This is a genomic window from Streptomyces sp. R11 (assembly GCF_041051905.1).
Taxonomy (GTDB): domain Bacteria; phylum Actinomycetota; class Actinomycetes; order Streptomycetales; family Streptomycetaceae; genus Streptomyces.
On record NZ_CP163432.1, the window covers coordinates 3249024 to 3273841 of the forward strand.

Sequence of the window (24818 nt, forward strand, 5' to 3'; positions counted from 1 at the left end):
GGGTAGGGACTTGGCGCGAAGGCGGTCACGCCGACCGGTGGGAATCCGAGAGATCAGGCGGTAGCCGGGGAAGGCTTGGCAGGCGGCAAGGGAGCGTCGGCCAGGCCGGAGAGTGCGGGCCGGTACGGAGCCAGCTCGGGCAGGTCCGGAGTCCGGTCGGCGTGCCGGTTGCAGATGTTCACGGCCTGCCGGAGCGAGGTGTGCGGGGCCCGTATGCGGTGCCAACCTCCGGTTGAGTCACCTGCGATGGCGAGCCCCCGCTTCTCGGCCGGGATCTGGATGGCGGCGAGCACGGCGTCCGGGGCGATGTCGCCGAAGGCCATGTTGGCGGAGGTCTCGTCGTTGACACGGTGGGCGGTACGGCCGGTGAGCTGGGCGCGCAGCATGGTGATGCCCTTGCCGAGTTCGGAACCGAAGCGCTGCCCGCAGATTTCGAGATAGATGCCGGCCGCACGGCCGAGCTGGGCGAGGCGGACCAGGGAGGTGATGATGCGGTCCCGGCGCTTCTCCTCCTCCTTGTTGGCGTACAGGGCGAGTTCGGCAACTTCGTCGACCAGGACCACAACCGGGACGGGACGGAGATCAGTCGGCAGGTCCCAGATGTCGGCGGCGATCTCCGCATCCGGCACGTCGGCGGCGATCCGCTGCTGAGCCCGAATCAGCTGATAGTTCCGCTCCATCCGGACCACGAGCGCGTCCAGCACTTCGGCCGCAGTGTCGGGATCGTCGGCCAGCGCGGAGAACCGCCGGGCCAGCGGGAACAGCTCAACCCCCTGCTTGCAGTCGATACCGACGAGGGCGACGTCCATAGGGGCGAGCCCGGCGACCAAGTTGCGCTGGTAGACGGACTTGCCGGACTCCGTGGCCCCGAGGGTGAGGGCGTGGGGTATCGCCCGGTAGTCGCGGTAGTGCACTGAGCCGTCCTGCCGCAGGGCGACCGGCACACGCATGGTCCGAGTATCGGTCTCGGCCGGCATCTGCACCCGCTTGAGCACGTCGTAGCCGGTCATCCGCACCTCTACGACACCAGAGCGCAGCTCACGCGAGGTCACGCCGTACATCGAAAACGAGTGCCGGAGCCGGTCCGAGGCGGCGGCGAGGTCGAAGGCGTCCTGTCCGGGGCGAAGCTTGAGCCGCAGGACCAGGCCGGTACGAGTCGGTCGGAGCCGGAGGATACGCGGTGAACGGGACTCCGGAAACGGTCGGTTGGTGGCACGAGCCAGGGCGAGCCGCCACCGCGCCGGTGGAACGGTCAGCCCGCACGCGTCCATGACCGAGCCGTACCGGACCAGGACCCGCACCACGGCCAGCAGGACCCCGAAGGTCAACCAGTACCAGGCGGGGCGCCGCCACCGCAGGAGACCCACGGCGGCGACGACCAGCACCAGAGTGACCGTGAAGGCGGTCATGATCAGGCCGCCTTAGGCCCTGCGGCGGCGTCGGCGAGCGAGGTGACCGCGACCGCGCGGAACGCGATGCCGTGCCGCTTCTGGCCGTTGAAGTCGTTCTCCCAGGGCCGCGCGATCAGACCGGTGAGCGCGACCGGCGTGCCCATGGACAGCTCACCGGTGATGCCGGGCTCCGGGACGGTGACGGACAGGATCTCCACCTCCTCGTTGGCCGCGAACATCACGTCGACCGTCATCAGCTTCGCCCCGGTCTCCATGTCGGTCGCGACCTCACCGGTCCGACGGTCACGGACCTTGACCTGCGGGGACTTGGCGACCATCACGACCGCACCGGCGGTGTCGACAGGGATCTGACGCACAGAGATCACTCCTCTATAGATGCTGAACTCCGTCACTCATGTACATGAGTGACATGAAGAAGAGTGCATCACTCCTGTACATGAGTCAACCCGCCGCGAAGAAGAACTCGCGACGGGTTGCGGGAAGTTGAGAGGGCGTCAGTCGGAGGCAGGGATCCGATACTCGAAAACGAACTGGTCAGCGGCCATTAGCGTGTCGCACACCTCGACCACGAGACCCTCGGTCGTACGGGCCTCACGGATCAGGTGAACCACCGGCGCACCCGGGCTCAACGCCAGCTCCGAGGCTTCCGCCTTGGAGGCCGGCCGCGCTTGCAGCGTCTCGACGAACTCCGCGAACTCATGCCCGTGGTCTTCGAGTCGGGCGTAGATGCCACCACCGCCGGGGTTCTCGGCGAACAGCTCCGGGATCTCCTTCACGACTTCCCAGGGGAGGTAGGAGGTGGCGGTCTCGACCGGAGTGCCGTTGCGGAAGTAGAGGCGCCGGCGGGCCAGCACCTGCGAGCCGGCGGGGACGCCCAGGCGTTCGGCGGCATCGTCGGGCGCCTCCATGGGCCCGATGTAGAGGACGCTGACCTTGGCGGTGGCGCCGGACTGAGCGGATTCGGCGATGTAAGCCGCCTGTCCTCCCTGCCGGAGCGAGCGCCGGAAGCGGTCAGAGGACCGGTGCCGCACGGGAGGCCGGTTCTTCACGATCGAGCCCTTGCCGTGCCGGGTCTCGACCAGCCCACTCGCCCGCACCTCGACCATGGCCTTACGGATCGTCCCGCCGGACACGCCGTAGCGGTCCACCAGCTCAGACTCACTCGGCACCATGTCACCAGGCTTCAGGACACCTGTCCGGATCTGCTGCACGATCTCGTCCGCGATCTGCACATACCGAGGCCCGGACCCGCCCCCGCCAGCCACAGTTCCCATAGTCCTTCTCTGCCTCCTAAGCTCCTCTACATGAGTCAACCACAGGAAGCGACGCCGTCTCCCCTGCACTCCGTGTCCGTGGCCGGAGTGGTGGTGCGCGAGGACGGGCGCCTCCTGGCGATCCGTCGGGCCGACAACGGCACCTGGGAGCTCCCCGGCGGTATCCTCGAACTCGACGAGACCCCCGAGGCCGGCGTAGCCCGCGAGGTCCTGGAGGAGACGGGTATCCGCGTCGAGGTGGACGAACTAACCGGTGTCTACAAGAACTTGACCCGCGGCATCGTGGCCCTGGTCTTCCGCTGCAAGCCCTCCGGTGGCACCGAACGCACCTCAAGCGAGTCCACGGCCGTCTCCTGGCTCACGCCCGAGGAAGTCAGCGCGCGCATGTCCGAGGTCTTCGCAGTCAGGCTCTTGGACGCCTTGGACGGCAACGGCCCCCACGTACGCAGCCACGACGGGAAGCACCTCATCCCAGCGGGATAAAACCTTCTCTCCTTCATCAAGGCGGCTCGCTCCGCTCACCGCGCGGCCCGGCCCCCGGCCGGGCCTGCGCTCCTGCCTTCGTCCCGCTCCAGCCCGGCCGGCGCCCGTACCGCGCGCACAGCAATCAGCCGCCGCTTGCCGGAGAGGAGATACGTCGTGGCTGGGGCGGTCGGCTCCACGGCTTTAGCCACCTCCCCGGTCCGGGTCCCGCGTCGAGCAAGACCAGGGGGCCACTCGTGCACATTGCGGGCAGGTCCAAAGCCTGCCCGAGTTGCCAACCAGCGTACGGCCCCTGATCATGCTCGACCCCAGACCGGGCAGGCCACCGGCCAAACCCATTCCGCCGACCTACAGCACCGGGCCTACCTCATATAGCCGTCCGTTCCTCCAGGGCTATGCACGCGGCGTCCAGTTGCGATCTCCACATTGCAGTCGTGTAGTGGAAGGTGAGGTACTCAGCACATACTCAGCGTGGTGAGGAAAGTGTCGACGACTCCAGCAGTATCCGTCCTCTGGGGGATTCCTGGAACGGCAGAGTCAGAGCGCCTGCTGCCGTCCACTACGCCAGAGTTCGTGGGCTTCCTCAGACAAAAGGGTGTGACGACGCTGGCACCCGACTTTAGCCCCGCACAGCTCGCCGCCCCTAAGGGCGTCTGGGTTCTGCCTATTCTGGAAGCCGCGAACCATCTCTCAATTGCCGTTCTAGGTGGCTTCATAGTCGAATTCATCAAGCAATCAGTGAAGACCGCCAGGCAGCCGAAAGCAATTCAAACCGTCAGAATAGCGATCAATCGACAAAGGGCCGACGGTACCATACAGCAGATACGTATTGAGAAGCCTCCCGACGACGCTATTACTTGGCTAGCCGAACTGGACAAGATACTTGACGATTGACGAGCCGCTGAGAATCAATGCACTGCTTGTCGGAGTTTCCGGACCAGGCCTAAGCGGTGCACAAGAGGATGTCGCATCGATTGAAACAGTCATCACGGGCGCGGCGCCAGAGGTTGAAATTAAGCACCTTACAGAAGATGACGCAAAGATACCTGCAATAAACCGCAACATTCGATCCCTCTCCGAGAATATCTCCGGATTGAACCTCTTCTACTTTAGCGGACACGGCACCAAGACAAGGGCGGAGATATTCCTGGAAACTTGGGATGGAGAGCCAGGAAATGAGGGAATCCCGCTTTATCTTCTCGTGCGTGAGATGTCGACAGCTACCGGGGCGTGGCTAGCTATTCTGGATTGCTGCCACTCCACCCCGAAAGTGTTGTTTGGTCGGGATGACCTTCGCGCGGAAATCGAGACTGCGCTGGCTCAGTATGGCGGTAGCCGCGCTGTTCTCGCCGCGTGTGGCCCTCAGGGCGAAGCACTAGAACTGGGCGGACAAAGCCCATTCACCGAAGCCATTGTGCAGGGCCTCCGCGGATCCGCCGCAAATGCACGTGGGGCCGTCACGCTTGGCGCTCTATACGAATACGTTGAAGCCGATCTAAAGAGTCACGAACTGCCGCGCCCCGTTCTTAGGGGCGACCTAGCTGACAGCTTCATTATCGGAGTTGGACTTCCACCGCGTGGCACAGAGCCCCTGCATACCGAATCGAAGGAAAAGCTCCTGGAAGAGGCCACCAGGTACGCCTCCGCATTGCGATCACACTTGACGGTGCCCGCGAGTAAGTGGAAGCAAGAAGGCTGGCTTGCAGCTGAGCGCGGCCTGAAACCTATAGCACGATGGTTCAAGAGGCAGTCATCGGAACACGGTGAGCTTCTGGGTGAGGAGGCGTTCATCCAGGCAAGGACAGAAGTGAAACAAGCTGTGGCTCAACTTGCGCGGGTTTATTCCGGGGTCAGGACGCCACATGGAACCATTGGAGAACAAATCGGCAAGGGCGGCTTCGGCACCGTATGGACTTTGACTACAGAAGAAGAGAGCACAGCCTCACGCGCTATAAAGATTTACCATGCGGATGAAATAGCCGAGATGGGTAAATCTGTCGAAAATAGCAAGGTTCAGCGCTTCCATCGCGGGTTCCGCGCCATGGAGCAACTCAAGCATGATGGCATAGTTCACGTTGTCACTTACACTGAAATCCCGCCGGCCATCATAATGGAGCTTATCGACGGGATGAATTTGCGCACCCATTTGCGGGAATATGGGACGTTTGGCCCCGTCGAGGAACGCATACGGATACTCTCCAGTATCTCGGATATTCTGCAATACGCTCATTCGCAGGGCATAGTGCACCGCGACATTAAGCCAGAGAACGTTCTCCTTGCCCAGCGGGATGGCGCTTTTGTCCCAGTGCTGACAGATTTCGATTTGGCATGGTTCCCAACGGCTACGGAGCTTACTGGCGATGCCGTGATCGGCCACAAGGAGTACGCCGCTCCAGAGCAGATAAATGTTGCCGATACAGGACGTGCGCGCGACGAACGAGTCGATGTCTATGCGTTCGGGCAGCTGCTTTATTTCCTGCTCACAGAAGCCGACCCTAAACAGCGCAACACTCTAGGGAACGTCCGCTATATGGCTGATAAACTATCAAGAGATGGCATATCGGAGGGTGCACGTGCTTCGATAGTCGAAATATATTCGACAGCCACCCATATGGAGAAAAAGGCTCGCTTCGGACACATGTGGGAGATAAGCAAGAGGTTGCGTGAACTGTCACTAGAGCGAGAAGAGGGGTCGGCGAGTATTAGTTTCAGAACCTTCTGTGGTCAAGTCTGCGCGCGTGCAAAGATCAAGGTGCTGGACATGCCTGAAGCGTGGAAAGTGATGGGCGAGAGCTCTACTGGTCGAACGACAGTAGAAATGATTTCCCGTTGCGATCGAGAGGCTCCGCAACCCTGTGTTGTGCAAGCTCGATTCAAGGTTTTCGATCTTCCTGGACAAGTCGTTGCACGCAACTCTCACGTAGCAAAGAAGAAGGCCAACATGCGCAGAGTAGAAGCCATGGAAGCAGCGGACCCTGAAGTGTCTTCAGTGGTCATCGGCAAGGGGTACCGCCTCGCTGAGTTGCGGACCGAGGTCCCAGAATTGTCGCTTACCGAGGCCGAGAAACTAGGCAGGAGAATGCAAGCGGTCGTCTCGGCCGGCGAGCGGGTGTGAGCTTGGAGGCCACCTTGATCATGGGCCTGCGATGGCCGGCTCTCGGTGGCTGTCCGGGCGAGCCGTCCGTACTAGCCGCGATGGGACACTTTCTGACATCTGCCGTCCCCGCCGCCTGACGGCCCTGCCTGCCTTGCGGCAGGGGGGCACTCGACCTTACGTGCGAGCGGGGCACCGGGGTAGTGCCCACCGCGGTCAGCCCGAGCCTTCCTGCGCTCCACTAGTTGGTGTCTCGGGCGGCGACGCCGGATCACTCGCGCTTTCTTCGGCTGGTGTCTGCGGAGATAGCGACGGAGCCACACCAAAGGCTGCTCGGATTTTTGTTCCAACTCCGGCGGCTGTGGCATTACCAGCTTCGGCAACTACTGGGGTAACGAACTTAACGAGAAAAATCCCCCCGATGTAAGCTCCAAGCAGCGCTGGAATACTACTGCCGCCCCACGTGACCCCAATGCCGATAGCGGAGGCCTGCTCCGCGGCATTTCTCAAGGGCACCCATGCCGAGGGCGGGGAATTGAAGCTCGGCACCAAGGCCTCGCCGCTATACAACAGATCAACGAGTTGGCGCTCCCGGTCTGACGAAAGGCCACCGTGCACGTCTGAAGTCAGCGAGATGAAGAAGTCGATTGCTTCGCTCGTACTCTCGAATACACGAACACTATTCTGAATAGAGGTAGCCGATTCCCTAGGGAACGGCAAACGGCCCGCGTCGGCCGCGATCCTCGCACGCTGAATCTTTTCCGCTTCTGCATGGGATAGTCGACCATCCGAGCCACTTATCTCCAGGACGCCCGAGAAATGATCACCAAAGCTTGGGAAATCAACGTCGACACGTAGTGTCACAGATCGGCGAGGTGCGACGACTCCTCGCCAACCCAGAACGGCTGCGGCTCGCCGCAAAGCCTCCCGATCGGATACGCCACGAGCGGGTCCGGGCACTGCACGAGAGGTCGCCTCTCGTTCTGCTCGGCTAGACCGCCCGAAAAACGGTTCCGACATGCATCCCCCTTGCCTGACACAGCGCAGAGCTGCGAGCTCCCCATCAGGAGCGCCCTCGTGCTGGGAGGAACATCATGCCCATCCATTCCTGACGCCACCAGGTACCCGCTGACTGCGCGCGGGCATACCGGATGCCGGAGCCCATTGTGACGCGCAGGCCGTCACTCGTACATGCCTTCCATGACCTCTCCGTACGCGTGCTCTACTCGCCGAGCCCAGGCCATGCCGCCCTCTTCCGCTGGCAGCGGCTCGTCCCGTACGAAGGCCCCCAAGCAGTCCAAGGCGTGATCACAAAGCGCGCTCAGGATAGTGACCGATCCTCCGAGCTGCGGCTCAGTGACGTCGGACCACGCCAGGAACTCGGCGACCTGGGTGAGCCGGAGCCGGAACTCACGGTCCCGAATCCGTAGCAGGATCGGTTCCAGCTTGCTGACCTGATCCTGGAGGGACTTCTCCCATCGCTGGATGCGCTGATGCCCTTCGGTCTCACCCTCAGGCGGTCGCCCCCGCACATGCTGCTTGATCTGGAAGAACATCTGGATAACTGAGTCTGCTGCAGCGTCCACCCGCTGTGACACCACGAGCTCGCGGGCCGCCTTAGCCTGGTGCCTCTGTGCCGAGATCGACGCCCAAATGGAGAGCCCACCGCCGAGCGCGGTGCCACCCAGTCCGAAGATTGCCCCGACCCATACCCCCGCATCCACGGCGCCATCATGCCTCTGGGACCAGCCCTCATGACGCTGATCCCGTCAACTGCCTCGTAAACGCAGCCAAGCTTGGTCAACCGCGAGATGAAGAGGTCGTGCCAGACCCGTGCCAGGTTGTGCGGGGAACCACGGGGAACACTGGGGTATCGAGCGGCAGTTCACTAGGGCGCCAGCGCCCTTGGACGCAGGTCAGCAGAGGGACCCGGGCCAGAAGAGCCGAGCTTCCCAAGCTGCCGTCTCCAGAAAGTCCTGCCCACCGCCCTCAGAGTGTCCTACCGTTGTCGATCATGGATCCGATCAGCTGTGGGAACCCGCTGGGCCGCAGCAGCTGCCCCGGCTGCTTGCCGTGCTGTCGGCCTGGATATGACCCCTGCAACAGATGCTGGCGAGTTACGGAGTCGCGCACATGACCGAGCGGACTATCTATCTTGACCCTGATCCACGTAACTGGCGCTCCAGGAAGATCCATGTCCGGGCTTCCCGTTGGTACGCCGCCGTCGAGCTCAACCGTGATGGATACGTCGGCGCAGCGAACTCGCTGGGATACGACCCTGAGTTGCCCACCGCTTACGTAGAGGCCGTCGACAGAGCACGTGACGCTTTTATCGACCGCATCTGGTACGACGGCTACCCGGGCGACTTCTCTTGGGGAAGCGGCCCGAGTTGGGTCACCTTGTTCGTTCCGTTCCCACATGTCGAGGCCACCATCGAGGCCCTGCGTGTCGCCGAGTTGGACAATAAATACAGCAGACTTCACGCACTCGCCGACCGACTGGCACTCCCCGTCGATGACTGGCTCGCGCCTGGTGAGCGGGAGCTGATCCGTGGCATCGACTTTGACGCGCCGCCTGGCGCATTTCTGAGGTTTCTGCGGGGCAAAGCCAAAGGCCGTGGAGTGCGTCTCAATGGTCGGGCGACCGCCGGAAGCGTGTGGGTTCGTCCGACGCTGTCGCCCGTCGAAAAGCAGATACGGGAGCGGTATCCCGACAGGTACCCAGGGTGGGTGGACCGCTGGACGGGGTATGTCGAGCCGGAGGATGCGCCCATCCGGCCCTGGGTGGGAGGCCAAGACCAGGACCTCAGTTACGGCGCAACACCTGTTCAGTTCCGCACGGTGGAGTTGGCGAGCCGCGAAAAGTGCCCCTGTGGGATGAGCCTGCGAGAGACCTGGGGCAACGGTAAGGGGCACACCACCCACCACGCGGCGTGGGCTTTCGGCGTCACGGTCCCCAAGAACCTGGAGTGGTGGGGCGACCTGGCCGTCGTGACATCGCAGTCCCCCATCGTGTGGCGGAGGCTCGCTTACCAAGTGGGGCGGATACCCCAGAAGGAGAACGGCTACGACTTCAACTCCTGGTCCCACCTTGGTGAGCCTGAATCGACCCCGGACAACGTGCGGGCGTACCTGTTGAAGGCGAACGGGTACGTCATCGGCTACCTCAACGCCCACGACACCAGCCAGCACCGCCGCTGGGATCTCATCGACGGGTCGCGGTACGGCAACGAGGACGACACTCTGCGCCCGCGTATCGGCCTCGTCTGGGTTGCGGATGTCTATCGCCGGCAGGGCATCGGCGCCAAGCTCGTGCAGAATCTCGCCGACGACTTCGGATGCCAGGTTGCCGATGTGTCCTGGTCGACCCCAATCAGCGACGCCGGCCAGCGCCTCGCACGGCGGCTCTCGCCCGAGGGCATCTGGGTCAGTTGACCCGCCGGGAGCCTTCCGCACCGCCAATCGGCCGGGAGCATCTGTCAGACGTCATGTCTGCTGGCGAGCCACCGCCGTCCGTCTCAGTTTCCGTCTCATTCAAGGCCGTTCACGACCGTTCAGCCGAGAATCCGAGCCATGACCATGCCGACTCCCAGCCGCCCATGAACGCAGGTGAACGCCCCCCAACAACGCCCATCACCCCACCACCTCAGTTGGAAAGCGTGTTGGCGGGTGTGCAGGAGCGCGAAGCACGGCGACCTGCAGTACTCCGCGAGAGGCTTGGAGGAGTCGCACCCAATGCCGGCGATGAAGCCCACCACAGCCCTTCGCTGCGCTAGAAGTCTTCCGTGCGTAGTCTCCTGCAAGGGCTCATCGAGAGCCGAGCGTGGCGGGTCGCTCGGGTCGTGGCCTACGCCCTGGCGGGCCTTATCGGCGTGGGGATCTTCGTCGTCCTCCCGGTCATAGCCCAACTCAGTGGGTGGAACGATGATGACGAAGATCTGCCCGTCAGTTCTGCAACTCCAACCGCCACGTACAGGCCAGTGCGCTGGACTTATCAGGGCTACGAATGCGCAGACGGGTGGCCGTCAGACTCCATCGGCCGCCGAGGAGCTTGTAGCCATCACGGGGGTGTCGTCTCCGTGTTTGAAGGAGACGACGGAACTGTCCTCCGGTGCGGGAACGACGAGCACGCACCTCGCCCAGACGAACAACAGCAGCAGCTCGAAGACTATGGGCGCGTGGTCTGTGTGTTCAGGTGACACGGGGTTCTAACGCGTGCGGTTACGGCCGCACCACAAGCGCACCAGATCCAGCGGGGAACAGCGGGGAATCACGGTGAAAGCAGCCCGGCCTGAGGAGACTGCCCCCTGACCGTTCGCCCAGGTCAGCGCCCAAGCGAGCTTCAAATGCCCGCAGCTTCCCAGGCTGATGGCTCAGGCAGTATGCTCACGGACCGGCCGTCCTGGCTTCTCCCGCCGACGACACCGCGACAGCATGGCTGAGGTCTGTGGGAATGCGGCGAGGCACACGCGCGCCTGCTCGGTCGGCAAACTCGCCATCGTGGCTGACTGTCGTCGGTTCAGGTGTCCACGGTGCACACCGTGCAGTCCGACTGAGGCCACGACTCTGCGCTGCGTGATTCTGCAATCTACTTCTTGATCAGAAGAGTGGCCGTTGGATAGGCTCCCCCGATACGGTGTGTGACGCTTGGGGAACATCCTGTGTGCAGCCACCGGTGCAGGGGGTGGGTTGTGCCTGACTCGATAGCCGTGCCGACGGGTGTCCAGCCAATCAGCTTCGACGTGCACGCAGTCCGCGGGGGAAGCCCCGGCGGAGCTCGCGACGACTTCGAAACGATGATCGCTCAGCTTGCCGCCGCGACGACTCCAAACGTACGATCCGTCGCTGCCAACCCGGGCGACTGGGGTATCGACGCTTTCGCCGGAAACCTCGGCGGAGCAATCACAGTGTGGCAGTCCAAGTACTTCATGCCGGTCACCACCAAGAAGCACGTACAGCAGGTCGAAGACTCACTCGACAACGTGCTGAAGGCAGCCGTGAAGAACGGCCACACCATCGCCAGCTGGATTCTGTGCATCCCCTCCAGCATGGACGGCCCCATGACGGCATGGTGGGACACGTGGACGAAAGCGAGGGAGAAGGAACACAGCCTCGTCATCCAGCTCTGGGACGAGACCGCCCTCCGGAAGAAGCTGCTTAGCCCCGAGGGCGACGACGTGCGTCGCGGCTTCTACGAGACGTACGCTCAGGCCGCCCCCGCCCCTGTGGAGCAGCTTCGGCTGGTACTCGAAGTCGAGGACGACAAGGCAGCCGCCCTTGGCTCCGCCTTGTTCATTCGGCAGATGACCGAGGCCGGCCACGTGGAGCTGGACTCGGCCAAGAGGCAGTTCTTCAACGCCGATCTGGTGGCTCGCGAGATCGCGCACAAGGATGTTCCGGCGGAGGTGGCGGCGCTCAGTTCCGCCGATGCGACGCTCCACGGGCTATGGGAGATGCAATTCAACGAATGCGCGGCCGAGGACGCGCTTCGGGTTCTCCATACCCGTGTCTGGCGGGATGTCCGCAACGAGCACGACAAACTGCCGAAGTCGCTCCGCCTGGAGCTGGTGCACAGCTGGGGGCTGGTCCACCGGCTCGTGGACAACCGCAAGGCGGGCTGGGTCAAACACTGGCGGCAGATCGCCGCCGAGCACTCCGACGGCTGACCGCCGTTGCCTGTCCTGTCAGACCTACGAGGAGTTCGCTGTGGAAGCACACCGGCCGGTGATGATGCCGGAGGACGAGGTGACCTTCCGGTTGGCGCAGCTGCTGCTTCTTCTCGACGCTGTCGCCGGACAGGATGCGAAGGGGGCGAGCCTGGAGCGCATCGGCTACTACGATTTCCTGTCGGCGAATCCCTTCCTCGTCGTCGATTCCGACGGTCGGGAGGGCAATATGCTCAGGCTGGCCGGGTTCGATCCGCAGGTGCTTTCGTACGCGTCCTCCTCGCAGCGCTTCACCAGCCGACGCGAGCGGATCCAGCACGACCTCGGACTGCTCGTGGCTTACGGGTGTTGCGAGGTCCACAACCGCAACGGCGCCTTCGCCTATTCGATCAGCAACCGCGGTCGGGAACTCGGGGCTCGCTTCACCGCCACCTACGCCGCGTCGTTCACCACTGCGGCGTCCATCGTCGTGCGTAGCCTCCGCAAGCTCAGCGACAAGGCGCTGCGGGAACAGACCGCACGGTGGCTGAGGCCGGATGGAGAGGGCGGTCCCGGTGCCGCGCTCCTCAGCGTGCTGGGTCCGGGACCGCAGGCACCTGACGTGCCCTGGGAGGGATGACCACCATGCAGCCTCTGCCTGGCATCCGGGTCCGGCGTCTGCGCCTTGCTGGCGTCAGCCGGAACTACGACGTCGATTTCACGCAGGACCAGCGGGTGCGGGGCCTCTCTGTGGTGGCCGGGGCATTCAGCTCGGGTAAGACCGCAGTGTTGGAGTTCATCGCCTACGGCCTCGGGGGGAAGCGCCATCCACGGCATCCTGAGGTGCTGCGGAAGGTCCGTTCCTGCCTTCTGGAAGTCGAGCTGTCCGGCGAACCGCACGTCATCGAGCGGCCCGTCGGGGAGCCGTCGAAGGTCGCCTACGTACGCCGGGGGACGCTGGACAGCCCGCCGCTCTCCAAGCCTGAGAGCAGGACCATCGAGCCGGCGGGAGCGCCCGAGAGCCTCTCCGCTCTGCTGCTGGGGCACTGCAAGCTCGAAGGCGTCCAGCTGCGGGAGGCCCCCTCCAGCCGTGAGTCCCGGACCGACCCCTTGAGCATCCGCGACCTCATGAACCTCGCGTTCCTGCCCAACGAGCGCATTGCCTCCAAGAACTTCCTGTTCGAGAACGAGTACATGAAGAAGCACAAGCTGAAGCAGGTTGTCGACGTCGTCTTCGGCGTTCACGACGACCGCGCGGTCGAGCTTGGGCAACGCATCAAGGAATTGGGTGCCCGACTCACCCAGGCACGCTCCGAACTCGCCGCAGCACGGGCGTTCGTCGACGAGCAGGACGTTCCCGCGGTTGGCGCGCTGATCGCTGAGCAGTACGAAGGCGAGCTGCGGGAGCTGACCGAGCAGCTACGGGCACTTGACGAGGCAGCGCAAGCCGGCACCACGTTCGCCGGGCGTCTGCGCCGCGAGCACCAGCAAGCTGCCCAGCGCGCCCGGCGCGCCGCTGGCGTGGTACGTGACTGCGAGACGCAACTCGCTCGGATGATGCCGCTGCGGGCGCAGTACGCGGACGACCTCGTCAAGCTCAATATGCTGGCCGAAGCGCAGCGCTTGTTCGACCCTCTCAGCGTCACGACCTGCCCGGCGTGCCTGAATCGGCTGCCCGCTCCCCCGTCGGTGGAGAACGGCTCGTGCAGTCTGTGCAGCCACGAGCTGCCCCAGGACAACGGGTACCTGACGCTCGGCACCGCCGCAGCCGAACACTCGTCGGATGAAGGGCGGCTGAATGTCGCGGCGGAGATCAGAGCCACCAAGGCCCGTTTGAAGGAGATCACTGCCTACGTTGAGGGCCTGGACAGCTCGCTCGCCACGTTGAAGCTCCAGGCAGAAGACGCCGCCATCGACGAAGAACGCGCCGCGGCCGCGGTCGACGAAGCCACTTCGCCCAGCGTCACCCCGTTCCTCGCCGCTCGCGACAGCCTCCAGCGCCGGCGCGAGGAAGTCCTCCGTCATCTCCAGCACGCCGAGAACGCGACGAAGCTTCAGGCTGGCCTGGAGAAGCGCGCCGCGCTCGTGGAGCGGCAGGAGGCACAGATCGAACGCCTGCGGGAGGAACGCGACCGGCTGGGAGATGCCGCACAGGACCGGGACCTGGTCGTCGGCCGAATCAGCGGCCGGTACAGCGAACTCTTGCGGCAGTGGCGCTACCCGAAACTCAGCCAGCCGATGATCGACACGAATCTGGTTCCTCACGTACGCGGCGACTCCTACCGCGAGGCGTCATCCGGCGCTCGAACGCTTCTGACCCTGGCCTGGCAGCTGGCCGTCTTCGAGGTGGCCGTCGAAACATCGGCCGCCCACCCCGGCTTCCTCATGATCGACAGCCCGCAGAAGAACCTGGGCCACGGCGCTACCCGGGACGCGGTAATCGCAGACGCGATCGCCATCGACGACTTCTACCGCCACCTGAGCAGCTGGCTGGCTGAACAGGGGGCGGGTGCCCAGGTGATCATCGTCGACAACAGTCCGCCCGTGCTCGTGGAAGAGAACGTCGTGGTCCGGTACAGCCGCAACGAGGACCGGCCCCCCTACGGGCTGATCGACGACGAGACCACTACAGACGAAGGCAGTCCCGAATAACCTCACCCCACCGGCGCGGGTCTGGCGCTGACCGGCCTCGTCGTGGCCGCCGCCAGGTACGTCGCCCACCTCACCGCCCAGCACCTCAACGCCTGCGCGAAGTTCGAGCACGCCGTGACCATGTGGTTCCTGGACCTGGACACGGACCTCTCCTCCCCGCTGTATCTGAACAGGGACGGGGATGAATGAGCCACGCAGGGCGACGGGGACGTCTTCGACGCCGAGCAGCCCAAGCCTTAGCCGTGGACTACTTGTGGACTAGCGAAGCGCAATCTCTCCGCTTCGAACCTCTGACCTGCCCGCACGTCTCGTGACGAAGGGGCCTCCGGAGCCGTTGCAGCGTCCGGCAAATGTTGTGGCACCACTGAGTACAGGTGAGCACCATAGGCGCATGACAGAAGAGTACGATCTGGGCGAACTCCCCGATGACGTAGTACACATGGGGCGCTTCTTCGAAGCCTCGTCCGCCTGGCCTGAGAGCGCCTGGTTCGGGCGCGCCATGGCGCTCCTTCACTTCGGCACGTACCGCGTTGATCGCTTTCCGTTCGAGGAGACCTTCGAGAATGATCTCGCTGCCGCAGCGGCACTGGCTCGAAGCTTCACCCAGCTGCGGGCGGCTTGGGTGGTCACGAGCCACGGCTTTCTAGCAGAGATGCGCAACTTGCTACGTTCGGTGTATGAGTCTGCCGGCCTTGCCAGAGTGTTGGCCAAGGACCCCAAGATGGCCGATCAGTGGCTTCGTGACGGCAAGTGGTTCCCTGACGTGCGTGTACGACAGTGGCTCAGCGACGTACGAGGGGACTCCGCGCATGAGGTTGAAAAGTACAAGAACTTTTACGCGGAAGCTTCGGCTTGGGCCCACCCGACGGCTGAGTCCTGCATGGGGCAGTTCACGGTAGAGGAAGATCATTTCTTCCTGAACTCCGCGATCGCATTCGACGAAGAGGCCTGTCGGCAAGCGGTCAGTCTGCTCGCATCCACAGCACTCTTCGCGTGCTTCGCCTTCCGTAACGCGGTTGTCAACGAGCGGGCCATCGACCCGGCCTGGCGAAGGGATCTGTATGACCTCGCCCGCGAGATGTCGGACGAGGCGATGCCCCACCTCGACCGAGACTGGGCCGCTGAGCAGGCTCACTACGACGCTGTCATGACTAACCTGCGTGATCGGCGCTACCTCAAAGGGCAGTTGCGCACCCATCCCAGGGCGTACGACAACCTCAAGCCTCAGGAGTCGAACCACCGTAGCTAGGGGCGTGTTCCCTCTTAATTGTCACGCCTGTGCGGTACTGCGGGCCAGATGCCTCTTGCAGCCGCCACTGCCGGGCAGGCCTGCCGGGTCAGCTGCGGAAACGGGAGAGCCAGGTGCCGCCGGCCCTCTGCTCGGGCACGGCCTGCTCCTGCTCCTGGTGCCCGTGCTCGGCCTGCTCAATTTGGACAACCGTGACGACCTCGCAGCAGGTCACCGCGTTGATCGCTTACAGAGTCGCAGGTCTGTAAGCCAGTCAACCACAGCCCTCCACAGTGGAGACATAGGTTAGGCGGCGGCCTTTTTGTCGGTAGGGGTTGTTCCTACGGAGGGCTAAGTCCCACACTCGCATGACGTGGGGGACAGCGGACTATGGGTTGCAGTGCTGACAGCTGCCACGGCGGTGCTCGCCAGCTGGGTTACGAGCCGCGGACATACGCGAGCTGCCCGATTACAGGCTGAGATTTCAGCGTCAGCTGAGGAGGGGATACGTCGGCGGGAAGTTCGGCGATCTTCTTACCTTGCCTTCCTCGAGCAAGCACACCTCATGGGTGTCGAGTATCGCCAGACTCCAGACATCCTGAGCGCTGAAGACCCGGAGCAGCGCCGGGCACGCCTCCAAGAACACCGAGCACGCTTACGTGAAGCCTTCGGTCCCTTCCGCCACACTTGTCAGGTTGCCACCGTCCACGCCTTGAGTGCTGAGGCGAGAATGGCATGCGACCGCGTCTTTGCCGCGTCCAGAACGGTGTATATGGCGCTGGGCGATATCGCGGAGGGTGTCACTGACGCCTCAGCGTTCCACTCAGCCCTCGATGTCTACTGGAACGCGGTCGACGAGCTGGGCGAAGCCGTGCGCCTCGAAGAGCCGTGATGAGGCGGGGTGTCAACGGCTCTGTCAGCGCAGCTTCGAATCCCACCTGGGGCGCCGATGCACGAGGCGGAGCGCCTCGGATCCGGGCCGAAGTGCCATCACTGTTGTGCTGGGTGAGCCGCCTTACGTCGGTCGATCCTTCTGAGGGTGCCTCTCTCGACGTAGGCACAGTGAACGGGGGGGGAGGGGAGGAACCTGGTACGAAACCGGGCTCCTCCCTCCGTCGGCAAGGAACGGAAGGTCGTTGCTGGCCGCTAAAACGCAGCCATCTCCTCAGAGGCAGTGAGGGTCGCTCACCGCTAGGAGGTCACCGCGGCTGGTCGCAACGCGAAGCACATCGCGCAAGGCCCCGGTCAGGTCCATGGCCAGTCGTCGCATGTCTTCCGAGGCCGTGCCCTGGTCGTCGAGCTTGTTCGACGCTTGCTCCAGCAGCTTGGCGGCCGTTCCCAGTTGCACGGCCTCGATGTTGTCCGCCAGGCGGGACATGTAGCCCTCCCCGTCGTCAGTGCTCAGGTAGCAGGGCTTGCCCTCCGGCCCCGACCATGGGAGGAGTCGAAGTTCGTTCGGTGCCGTCATCCTTGCGTCTGCCTCTCATCGGTCATGTGGTGGGTGGTGAAGACCGCGTCGACGCGGTCCCCCGGGAACACCAGAAGCGCGGCCTCGACGACTCGCCCGATGGCGTTGGTCGCGACGCGTGTGACAGCGAGGACTGCCACGGTGGAGCGGAGCCGGAGGGCCGTCGCTTCGTCCGGTGTCGGTGGGCGGGCACTTACCGTCTCCCGGACGGTTGGCGGCGGCGAGCTCAGGACGGCGAATCGCGTGGCCGTCTCCCGCCACGAGGACTCGTCGTCGAGCACGCCGGCCGGTGCCAGGTCGCGCGGGATGTAGATGCGGGCCAGCCCGTGCGGTGACTCTCCCTCGTGGCTGATGCAGAAGAACTCGGCGAGAGAGCTGCCTGTCGGCACCTTCAGCAAGGTCGCCAGATGCCCCGCTGCCGGAACCGTGCTGGTGCGAACCGTGACACTCAGGGCCGTTTCAGCGGCGGTCCACGGGTCCAGCGTCCCCCATCCCCCGACGTACACGATCTTCCGCGGTGGGCGGCGGACGAAGTTGCCCTTGCCGTGGATCTTCTCGACGAGGCCTTCGCCCTGGAGGAGCGCGAGGGCACTCCGCAGTGTCACCGTGCTTGCCTTGTATCGGTCGGCGAGGCCGGCCTCAGACGGCAGGCGGTCGCCGGGCTTGATGCCGCCTGTCGTGATTTGGTGCCGCAGATCGTCGGCGATCTCGTGATGGCGTGAGGGCACGGACCGGATCACCGCCTTCTCTGCATGCGAACGGCAGCGAGCCGGGTTCGCCTGTGCATGGTCAGCAGCTCGCCCGACTCGAAGAGGAGTTGCTTGGCGCCTTGAGGGAGCTGGAAGAGATCGCTCACCCGGCATGCTTGGCCACCGAGTTGGATGATGTCGCCACGTTGCACGGTGGTCGCGGTGACCTCGATGTTGGATGCCAGCGCGCCGCCGGGTGCCCAGCCGCTCACCGCTCTGCCTCCGTGGGCGTGGAGTGGTGGGACGCCGGGTGACACGGGCAGGCGCATGTCTCGTAGACAATCGGTACGTCTACCGGTGCGGGGGCCGGGGAGGACTCTTCGCAAGCAGGGTGTGTGCCGATACGGCAGGCGGTCGACCGGTAGGGAACGGCCGAGACCTCGACAGTGTAGGGCTGTTGGCGAGAAGGCATCAGCGCACCCCCGCGAGGAACAACCATGCTTCAGCGGGCAACTGAGGAGCGACTACCACCGCGCGCGGTCGTGCTCGTCGCTCCCAAGGGAGCAGGTACGGTCGGATGAGCGCGTTTTCCTCCCCCGCGAGCCGGTGACGGTGGTTCGCGGTATCGAGGGTCCGGCCCAGGACGGCCGTTGACGCGTCAGCAGACGCAGGGACAACGAGGGCGGCCGTCGGCCGGGACGACCGTAAGGGACGGCGGTGCCTGCCCTTAGGGAAGTACCGCGCTCTGGTGAGCGAGGCGGCGCGGCGGATACGGTTGAGCACGCTGCTCAGCTCCTATCGCTGATGGCTCGGTCCCCCGACATCGCCCGTCGTGGGGACCGCTTTGTGTACGACCGCCCAGAGGGTGCGGTCGTTCAGGCTGGTGGCGAGGAGCCCGAACCGATCGGCCTCAGCCACCACTTCCAGGACCTCCCGCCATAAGTCGGCGGAGAGCGATTCCGGCACCTCCGCTTCGACTGACGTGTACCGGTCGTGCTCCTCCACCCGCGTGGGAAGCCCGACGTCGGACAGCCGGGCAGCGATGGCCGCCGCGCTAACTCCCGAAGCGGGCACAGGGCAGCCTCCGTTAACCGGCGATCACTTTGAGTGAAGCTAGTTAACTAGGTTAGAGCTAGTGGACTAGATTTTCCATATGCCTGAGCAGCCGCCCTACCTCCGCATCGCTGACGAACTCCGGCGGCGGATCGCGGAGCACGTGCGGGAACCCGGGGACCGCCTGCCATCCCGCGCCCAGATCGGCCAGGAGTGCGGGGTGGGCGAGAACGTGGTCCGTCGGGCACAGGAGCTGCTGATCTCCCAGGGTGTGCTGGAGGGTCGCGCCGGGTCGGGCACTTACGTCTCCGAGCCCCGGCAACGGGTCCGGGTCGTCCGGTCGTCGGCGCGAGAGCGACCCGACGCTTCACCATTCCAGGCCGACATGAAAGCCGTGGGCAGGCAAGGGGATTGGGAGAGCCGGACCGAGGCCAAGGTGCCGGCTCCGGCAGACATCGCTGCGCGGCTCGGCATCACCGAGGGCGACCTGTGCGTCCGGACGACGTACGAGTTTCTGGCCGACGGCAGGCCGGTGCAGCTGTCGACGAGCTGGGAGCCGTACGACCTCACCGCCGGCACTCTCGTCGTCCTCCCCGAGGGAGGGCCGCACGCCGGGGCGGGTGTCGTGAACCGCATGGCCGCGATCGACATCACCGTCAGCCACGCCGTGGAGCAGCCGGAGCCGAGGCAGGCGACCGCCGAGGAGGCGTCACTTCTCGGTATCCAGAAGGCCGCGCTCGTGACGCACATCCGGCGGACGTACTACAGCGACGAGGGGCGGCCGGTGGAGACGGCAGACATCGTGGTGCCCGCCGCTCACTGCGAGATCGTCTACGAGATCCCTATCAACCGCTAGCAGGACAGCCCCGCGTCAGGTCGTAGCTCCTCCGCTCGTATCGTGACCGCATGCGCAACGAGCGGCACGATGAGCGGCTGTCGGACGAGGAGTTGGAGCTGTTCCTCCAGTACCTCCACAGATTCGCGAACCATGACCTTGATCTCTACGCCCTCATTCAGGTTGGAGACCCTGAGCACCCCGCCTACGTGTCCTTCAGCAGGACGCCTGAAGCGGGTGTCGACCCATCGGCCTACCGGAGGCCGTGAGCCAGCTCCGGGCCGTGTCGAATGTGTGTCGACGGCAGGTGACGAGCTGCCAGCGGAAGGGGTGGCTGCCCAGGTCAGTGGCCGACCCCCGGCGAACACACCAAGCGCCTTCTAAGCGCTTGGCCGCAGGTTCGAGTCCTGCCGGGGGCGCCCATGCTCCGCCCTCCTTCGGGAGGGCTTTTTGCTGTTCAGGGCGAGTGCGGCGACCCTGAAAGATCACCGGGTGCTCCCCCGAGGATCACAGAGAGGGTCCGGCACTGTCCGACTGTCACCGGGCCTCTGCGGGTGGCTGTGGTGAATACGCGGGGAAGTTCTCCAGACCCCGACTGTGCTGCTCGCTCAGGGGGCGTCGCGGAGCCATACCCAATTTGCTGCGCGGCTCCACCCTTGGAAGTGGGCCCCCGTGCGGGTCGGAGAGTCCGTCGCTCACACCGAAGGGAAGGCCAGGGTAGGGATGCGCCAGAGCGGCACGCGCCGGCGTGTCGATTCTGCGCCTGGATCCTCAGTCGGACGACCTCTCACCATGCGCAATGAAGGTGGCTCAGCTGCACTACAGAGCTGGGTACCCCGGATGCCGACCGCCTGCCGCTGAGCGTACTTGTCCGTTGCCAACAACCTCAGGACACAACCCCGCCCGGAACCGTGCTCGGAATCTCCCCTACGTAGGATCGTGCCAGTTAGAAAGGTCTACCCATGCCAGACAACACCTCGCCACTGTGGTGGCTCTTCGCCGTGCTCAGCGCGTTGATCTTCCTCGCCCTCTGGTACCCGGGCATGGTCAACAATCGACAGAAGGCGGTCATCTCGTGCGCTCCGCTGCTGAGCATTGTGGTGCTGTTCGGCTACAGCAGGGCGAACGATGAGTCGATCATCGAATGGCTTCCGATCTACTGCGCGATGATTCTGGGCTTCGCCCTAGCGGCCGTCGGGCACTGGAAGGCGCTGCGTACCTTCATGGCCTGGCGCGCGGAGAACCCCGGAAAGCCGGACAGTGAAGGGCCGAGTACGCCCTGGATGCTGCAGCTAGCCGTCACCCTTCCCGGGCTCTCGATCCCCGCATTTCTCTTGTTCAGGTGAGACGGTGGGCGCCCGGCCTGCGCCAGTCATCGACTGCAAGAACCCCTGCACAGGCTCAGAGGCCAAAGACGAAGGGGGCGCCTTGCGCTCGCAAGGCGCCCCCATCAAAAGCCCGGCTCAGTGGATGTGCATGGGGAGGTCCCCCCGAGCCTCGATTCGCTTCTTGAGGTCCGAAAGCTGCCCCGCGATGCACCGGGCGTAGGTGGCGAGCAGGACTGGGACGCTGTTACCCGCCCACTCCGCCACCTGCGCGGGCGGAATGCCGTCGTTGAGCCAGTTAGTCAGGCAAGTGTGACGTAGGTCGTACACCCGCTTGCCGAGCGGTGACGCGAACTCCTCCGGGTGAGCACTTCCGCGCGAGCGGTCCGCCAGGCCTGGCGGATGACGAGCCCGCGAGCATGATGCTGATCGTCATCGCCGTCGGCTACAGCGTGATCGCCGTCGCCAACAGCATGGCCATGGCCGCCCACGGCCGGCGCCGCGACTTCGGGGTCATGAAGTGCGCCGGCGGCACCGTCCGCCCGCTGCTGCTGGTCTCGGTCGGCGAGACGTCCCTGGTCATCGTCACCGGCGCCGCCCGCGGCATCCTGGTGACCCTGCCCCCGCTGGCGGGCATGCCTCCGGCCTCTCCCAGGCCATCTCGTCCGACGTGAGACTGCACCTCAGCACCGGCTACCCTCACCGTCGCCGTCACCGGCACCCTCGTGGCCGCCGTCCTCGCCGGACTCGCGGTCACCGCGAAGACGCTGCGCAGGCAGGCGGCGTGACAGACACACACCGCTGCTGAGCGGCGCAAGCGCGGTGGGAGGCGATGGCTGTGGCGGTTCCGGGCCTGCACACCCTCAACCTCGTCCCGGCGGTCGGCCAGGCCGCGCGACTCTCCGCGGCGGCCTCAGTCGACGACCGGCAAGTTGCCCAACGCCTCTCCAAGTTCGAGCTCGGTCGCGCCGCGGGACTGGAGGCCCTGCTTGAAGAGCTCAGCCGTACGCTGCGTGGCCTTCTCGCCCCGGACGAGTTGCTGGAACAGAGCGGCGTCTGCGCGCACTTCGGCGGGCGTGGGCAGGCTGATGGCGTTGATGGCCGACTTGGCGGCGATCAGGGCGTCGCGGGGGAAGCCACCGATCCGTGTGGCGATGCCTGCCACGAGCTCGTCGAGTTCGGCGTCGGGGACCGCACGGTTGACCCATCCGTAGCGTTCGGCGAGATCGGCGTCGAAGTCCGATGAGGTCAGTACGGCCTCGAGTGCTCGGCCGCGGCCCAGCAAACGGGTGAGGTGCTGAATCGCGCCCGCGCCCGGAGGTGTTCCGATTCCCACCTCCGGCTGGCTGAGGACGGCGTTCTCCCGCGCGGCGAAGCGCATGTCGCAAGCCAGGAGGAACTCACTGCCCGCTCCCCGGGCGCGGCCCCGCAGCTTGCCGATGGTGACGGCGGGGAGCCGGCTCAGCTTGCGGAACAGCATTCCCAGGGACGCGTCGCCGGGGCCGCCGGCCTTGGCGGCCTCCGCGGTGTACTCGGCGACTTTCGTCAGGTCGACGTGCGGGAAGAAGAAGTCGGCGTCCGCGCTGTCGAAGACCACCACGCGGGGGGCGGTCGGGTGGGACAGTTCGTCGAGCAGTGCGACCAGGTCCCGCACGACCTCGGGACCGATGAGGTTCATCGGCGGTGCGTTGAACGTTGCGGACAGGACGTTGCCGTCCAGCCTGGTGGTGATGGTTTCGTACGACGCGGTCATTCCGACATCCCCGTCCCGTCATCGCTCGTCCTGGCTCGGTAGCCCACAGCAGGTCACAACATATCGGGCTATTACGGTCAGCGCCGGTCACAGATCCGTGCCGCCGCTGACGTCGAGGTACTGGCCGGTGATCCAGCGAGCGGCGTCGGAGGCGAGGAACGCCACCACGTCCGCCACGTCGGCAGGCCGTCCGATCCGGTCGAAGACGGACCGTGCGGCCAGGGCGGCCCGCGCCTCGGGCGTCGTCCTGCGGCGGGCGTTCATGTCCGTCTCGATGAACCCGGGCCCGACCGTGTTGACGGTGATCCCGCGGCCACCGAGCTCCTTGGCAAGGCCCAGGGTCATCGTGGCCAGCGCGCCCTTGGACATCGCGTACGCGAGGGATTCGGGAAAGGCGCGCTGCGAGGCGAGCGAGGAGACGTTGATGATGCGCCCGCCGTCCCGCATCCGCGGCAGCGCGTTCTGCACGAGGAAGAACGGCGCCTTTGCGTTGACGGCGATCATGCGGTCGAAGATCTCGGGAGTGGCCTGACTCACCGGCCCCGAACCGCTGGTGCCCGCGTTGTTCACCAGGATGTCGAGCGAGCCTTCGGCGGCCGGCGCCGATTCACCCTCCTCCCCCTCGCCCTCCTCCCACGCGCCGTACCCCCGGTGCTCCTCCCGCTCCTTGCGCAACCCCGCGTCGAACGCCTCGAAGACGGCGCCGGCGTCCCCCGGCACCCCCAGCTCGGCCCCGAGCGCGAAGGCACGCCCGCCGTTGTGCCGTATCTCCTCGACGAGTTCCAGGGCGGCGGCCTCACTGCGGCCGTAGTGGACGCCGACCAGCGCCCCGTCCTGGGCGAGCCGCCCGGCGATGGCTCTGCCGATGCCCCGGCCGGCGCCGGTGACCAGTGCGATCTTGCCCGTCAATGCGCATGCGATGTTCACGAAGTTCCTGCCCCTACCCCTCAGCGGCCCAGGAACCGCCGATACCACGACGCGTGTTCCGCCATGCCCTGCGCGAAACCCACCCCGGGTTCCACCCCCGCGCCCGCCCAGAAGCCGTCGTCCGCGAACCAGTGGTCCACGGCGAGCATGTCGAGGTGGTGCAGTGCGCGCGGCTGCCCGTCGAGGCGGGCCCGCGCCTCGTCGATGTCGACGGGTACGCCCGGCAGGTGCGGGGCGAGGCGGTCGGCCACCGTGCCCAGCAGTTCCGAACAGGCCACCGGATCCGGGTGGTTGACGTGATGAACGCCGGCCAGGTCCCGGTCCGACAGGCCGGCGGCGACCACCGCGCGTCCCAACGCCCGTACGTCGACGATCGAGTGCCGGGCGGCGCCTCCCTTCAGCGCCGCCGACAGCAGCCCCATCAGGCCGACCAGGCCGGGCACCACCCATCGGTCGCCGGCGCCGAGCACAAGGTGCGGGCGCAGTACGACGCCGCCCGCGTCCAGCACATACCGCTCGGCGGCGGCACGGGCACGGCTGGTCGGCGAGGCCGGTGCGAGCGGCAACTCGCCCGCGAGCGCGCCGGTGAAGGGCCCTCGGCCGTACACGGCGGCCGTACTGACGTAGACGACGCGGGAGACACCGGCGCGGGCCGCTTCCTCGACGAGGGCTCGGCTGCCGTGGTCGTTGACGGCCTCGGTGAGCCGTATGTCGTCGCCTATGTGGGAGGCGCAGTGCAGTACGACGTCGACGCCGTCGCAGACACCCCGCAGCGACGGCGGATCGGCCAGGTCGGCCCGTACGACGTCCACGTCCGGCGCGGGGGCACCGTCAGGGAGGCCGCCCGGCGGCAGGCTCCCCGGGTCGCGCAGCAGGAGCCGGACCGGGGCCGACGTGTCGCGCTGCGACTCCCGGAGGGCGGTGACGACATGGCCTCCGACGAAGCCGCTGCCTCCGGTGACGAGGATGCGTGGTGACAA

At 65.4% G+C, this 24818-nt stretch carries 28 protein-coding genes, 1 tRNA gene and 1 pseudogene; 15 read left to right on the forward strand and 15 right to left on the reverse strand.

Features of this window, described 5'->3' with window-relative positions; genetic code table 11:
• Positions 1-53 precede the first annotated feature (53 nt).
• The 3 genes from AB5J55_RS14720 to AB5J55_RS14730 form a co-directional block, all read right to left on the reverse strand.
• Positions 54-1409, reverse strand: a complete 1356-nt coding sequence (locus AB5J55_RS14720; RefSeq protein ID WP_369271115.1) for an FtsK/SpoIIIE domain-containing protein — start codon at positions 1407-1409, stop codon at positions 54-56.
• Between the two features lie 2 nt (positions 1410-1411).
• Positions 1412-1768 carry a hypothetical protein gene (locus AB5J55_RS14725; RefSeq protein ID WP_369271116.1) on the reverse strand — a complete coding sequence of 119 codons (357 nt, stop codon included), beginning with the start codon at positions 1766-1768 and terminating at the stop codon, positions 1412-1414.
• Positions 1769-1906: 138 nt separating this feature from the next.
• The gene (locus AB5J55_RS14730) at positions 1907-2686 is read right to left on the reverse strand and encodes a GntR family transcriptional regulator (RefSeq protein WP_369271117.1); all 780 of its coding nucleotides are present in this window, start codon (positions 2684-2686) and stop codon (positions 1907-1909) included.
• Between the two features lie 30 nt (positions 2687-2716).
• On the opposite strand from AB5J55_RS14730, the gene AB5J55_RS14735 reads away from it, so the two are divergent.
• Positions 2717-3169: an NUDIX hydrolase gene (locus tag AB5J55_RS14735; protein WP_369271118.1), complete on the forward strand. Its 453-nt coding sequence runs from the start codon at positions 2717-2719 to the stop codon at positions 3167-3169.
• 35 nt (positions 3170-3204) lie between these two features.
• Here the strand turns inward: AB5J55_RS14735 and AB5J55_RS14740 are convergent, their stop codons facing one another.
• Positions 3205-3348 (reverse strand): hypothetical protein, encoded by a 144-nt coding sequence (locus tag AB5J55_RS14740; protein WP_369271119.1) that lies wholly within the window; start codon positions 3346-3348, stop codon positions 3205-3207.
• Positions 3349-3643: 295 nt separating this feature from the next.
• Between AB5J55_RS14740 and AB5J55_RS14745 the strand changes: the two genes are divergently transcribed.
• Together AB5J55_RS14745 and AB5J55_RS14750 are read left to right on the forward strand one after the other, a co-directional pair.
• Positions 3644-4063, forward strand: a complete 420-nt coding sequence (locus AB5J55_RS14745) for a hypothetical protein (protein ID WP_369271120.1) — start codon at positions 3644-3646, stop codon at positions 4061-4063.
• Entirely contained in the window at positions 4053-6284 is a 2232-nt protein-coding gene (locus AB5J55_RS14750) for a protein kinase (RefSeq protein ID WP_369271121.1), read from the forward strand. The genes AB5J55_RS14745 and AB5J55_RS14750 overlap by 11 nt, the downstream gene beginning before the upstream one ends.
• Before the next feature lie 195 nt (positions 6285-6479).
• Here the strand turns inward: AB5J55_RS14750 and AB5J55_RS14755 are convergent, their stop codons facing one another.
• Positions 6480-7127: a hypothetical protein gene (locus AB5J55_RS14755; protein ID WP_369271122.1), complete on the reverse strand. Its 648-nt coding sequence runs from the start codon at positions 7125-7127 to the stop codon at positions 6480-6482.
• A 317-nt stretch (positions 7128-7444) separates the two neighbouring features.
• A complete protein-coding gene (locus tag AB5J55_RS14760) occupies positions 7445-7987 on the reverse strand; it encodes a hypothetical protein (RefSeq protein ID WP_369271123.1) in 543 nt (180 codons plus the stop codon).
• Between the two features lie 409 nt (positions 7988-8396).
• Between AB5J55_RS14760 and AB5J55_RS14765 the strand changes: the two genes are divergently transcribed.
• The 6 genes from AB5J55_RS14765 (at position 8397) to AB5J55_RS14790 (ending at position 15809) form a co-directional block, all read left to right on the forward strand.
• Positions 8397-9698: a GNAT family N-acetyltransferase gene (locus AB5J55_RS14765; protein WP_369271124.1), complete on the forward strand. Its 1302-nt coding sequence runs from the start codon at positions 8397-8399 to the stop codon at positions 9696-9698.
• A 1256-nt stretch (positions 9699-10954) separates the two neighbouring features.
• A complete protein-coding gene (locus AB5J55_RS14770; RefSeq protein WP_369271125.1) occupies positions 10955-11929 on the forward strand; it encodes a serine/threonine protein kinase in 975 nt (324 codons plus the stop codon).
• A gap of 40 nt (positions 11930-11969) precedes the next feature.
• Complete coding sequence (locus AB5J55_RS14775; RefSeq protein ID WP_369271126.1) at positions 11970-12548, forward strand: ABC-three component system middle component 2; 579 nt, start codon at positions 11970-11972, stop codon at positions 12546-12548.
• Entirely contained in the window at positions 12545-14560 is a 2016-nt protein-coding gene (locus AB5J55_RS14780) for a DNA recombination protein RecN (protein ID WP_369271127.1), read from the forward strand. The genes AB5J55_RS14775 and AB5J55_RS14780 overlap by 4 nt, the downstream gene beginning before the upstream one ends.
• Before the next feature lie 42 nt (positions 14561-14602).
• Positions 14603-14749 (forward strand): hypothetical protein, encoded by a 147-nt coding sequence (locus AB5J55_RS14785; protein ID WP_369271128.1) that lies wholly within the window; start codon positions 14603-14605, stop codon positions 14747-14749.
• A gap of 202 nt (positions 14750-14951) precedes the next feature.
• On the forward strand, positions 14952-15809 hold the full coding sequence (locus tag AB5J55_RS14790) for a hypothetical protein (RefSeq protein WP_369271129.1): 858 nt from the start codon (positions 14952-14954) through the stop codon (positions 15807-15809).
• Between the two features lie 88 nt (positions 15810-15897).
• Here the strand turns inward: AB5J55_RS14790 and AB5J55_RS14795 are convergent, their stop codons facing one another.
• On the reverse strand, positions 15898-16023 hold the full coding sequence (locus tag AB5J55_RS14795) for a hypothetical protein (protein ID WP_369271130.1): 126 nt from the start codon (positions 16021-16023) through the stop codon (positions 15898-15900).
• Positions 16024-16353: 330 nt separating this feature from the next.
• Here AB5J55_RS14795 and AB5J55_RS14800 point away from each other — a divergent pair, with 330 nt between their 5' ends.
• Positions 16354-16680, forward strand: coding sequence for a hypothetical protein (locus AB5J55_RS14800; RefSeq protein ID WP_369271131.1), 327 nt, complete (start codon positions 16354-16356; stop codon positions 16678-16680).
• A gap of 273 nt (positions 16681-16953) precedes the next feature.
• Here AB5J55_RS14800 and AB5J55_RS14805 read toward each other — a convergent pair whose 3' ends face one another.
• The 4 genes from AB5J55_RS14805 to AB5J55_RS14820 form a co-directional block, all read right to left on the reverse strand.
• Complete coding sequence (locus tag AB5J55_RS14805; protein WP_369271132.1) at positions 16954-17256, reverse strand: hypothetical protein; 303 nt, start codon at positions 17254-17256, stop codon at positions 16954-16956.
• Positions 17253-17996 (reverse strand): GntR family transcriptional regulator, encoded by a 744-nt coding sequence (locus AB5J55_RS14810; RefSeq protein WP_369271133.1) that lies wholly within the window; start codon positions 17994-17996, stop codon positions 17253-17255. The genes AB5J55_RS14805 and AB5J55_RS14810 overlap by 4 nt, the downstream gene beginning before the upstream one ends.
• Positions 17993-18217 (reverse strand): hypothetical protein, encoded by a 225-nt coding sequence (locus tag AB5J55_RS14815; RefSeq protein ID WP_359443101.1) that lies wholly within the window; start codon positions 18215-18217, stop codon positions 17993-17995. Before AB5J55_RS14815 ends, AB5J55_RS14810 begins: the two co-directional genes overlap by 4 nt.
• A 523-nt stretch (positions 18218-18740) precedes the next feature.
• Positions 18741-19019 carry a hypothetical protein gene (locus AB5J55_RS14820; protein ID WP_369271134.1) on the reverse strand — a complete coding sequence of 93 codons (279 nt, stop codon included), beginning with the start codon at positions 19017-19019 and terminating at the stop codon, positions 18741-18743.
• A 79-nt stretch (positions 19020-19098) separates the two neighbouring features.
• Between AB5J55_RS14820 and AB5J55_RS14825 the strand changes: the two genes are divergently transcribed.
• The 4 genes from AB5J55_RS14825 (at position 19099) to AB5J55_RS14840 (ending at position 21179) form a co-directional block, all read left to right on the forward strand.
• Positions 19099-19854: a GntR family transcriptional regulator gene (locus AB5J55_RS14825; protein ID WP_369271135.1), complete on the forward strand. Its 756-nt coding sequence runs from the start codon at positions 19099-19101 to the stop codon at positions 19852-19854.
• A 50-nt stretch (positions 19855-19904) separates the two neighbouring features.
• On the forward strand, positions 19905-20102 hold the full coding sequence (locus AB5J55_RS14830) for a hypothetical protein (RefSeq protein WP_093746073.1): 198 nt from the start codon (positions 19905-19907) through the stop codon (positions 20100-20102).
• A gap of 67 nt (positions 20103-20169) precedes the next feature.
• Positions 20170-20252: transfer RNA gene (locus tag AB5J55_RS14835), tRNA-Arg, on the forward strand.
• Positions 20253-20795: 543 nt separating this feature from the next.
• Positions 20796-21179, forward strand: a complete 384-nt coding sequence (locus AB5J55_RS14840; protein WP_369271136.1) for a hypothetical protein — start codon at positions 20796-20798, stop codon at positions 21177-21179.
• Between the two features lie 117 nt (positions 21180-21296).
• Here AB5J55_RS14840 and AB5J55_RS14845 read toward each other — a convergent pair.
• Positions 21297-21571, reverse strand: a pseudogene (locus AB5J55_RS14845) (site-specific integrase); the annotation flags it as partial.
• Positions 21572-21577: 6 nt separating this feature from the next.
• Here AB5J55_RS14845 and AB5J55_RS14850 point away from each other — a divergent pair.
• On the forward strand, positions 21578-21832 hold the full coding sequence (locus AB5J55_RS14850; protein ID WP_369271137.1) for an FtsX-like permease family protein: 255 nt from the start codon (positions 21578-21580) through the stop codon (positions 21830-21832).
• A gap of 239 nt (positions 21833-22071) precedes the next feature.
• Here the strand turns inward: AB5J55_RS14850 and AB5J55_RS14855 are convergent, their stop codons facing one another.
• The 3 genes from AB5J55_RS14855 to AB5J55_RS14865 all read right to left on the reverse strand — a co-directional run bounded on the left by AB5J55_RS14855 (position 22072) and on the right by AB5J55_RS14865 (position 24818).
• A complete protein-coding gene (locus AB5J55_RS14855) occupies positions 22072-22911 on the reverse strand; it encodes an enoyl-CoA hydratase/isomerase family protein (protein WP_369271138.1) in 840 nt (279 codons plus the stop codon).
• Between the two features lie 87 nt (positions 22912-22998).
• Positions 22999-23838, reverse strand: coding sequence for an SDR family NAD(P)-dependent oxidoreductase (locus tag AB5J55_RS14860; protein WP_369271139.1), 840 nt, complete (start codon positions 23836-23838; stop codon positions 22999-23001).
• A gap of 20 nt (positions 23839-23858) precedes the next feature.
• Complete coding sequence (locus tag AB5J55_RS14865; RefSeq protein WP_369271140.1) at positions 23859-24818, reverse strand: NAD-dependent epimerase/dehydratase family protein; 960 nt, start codon at positions 24816-24818, stop codon at positions 23859-23861.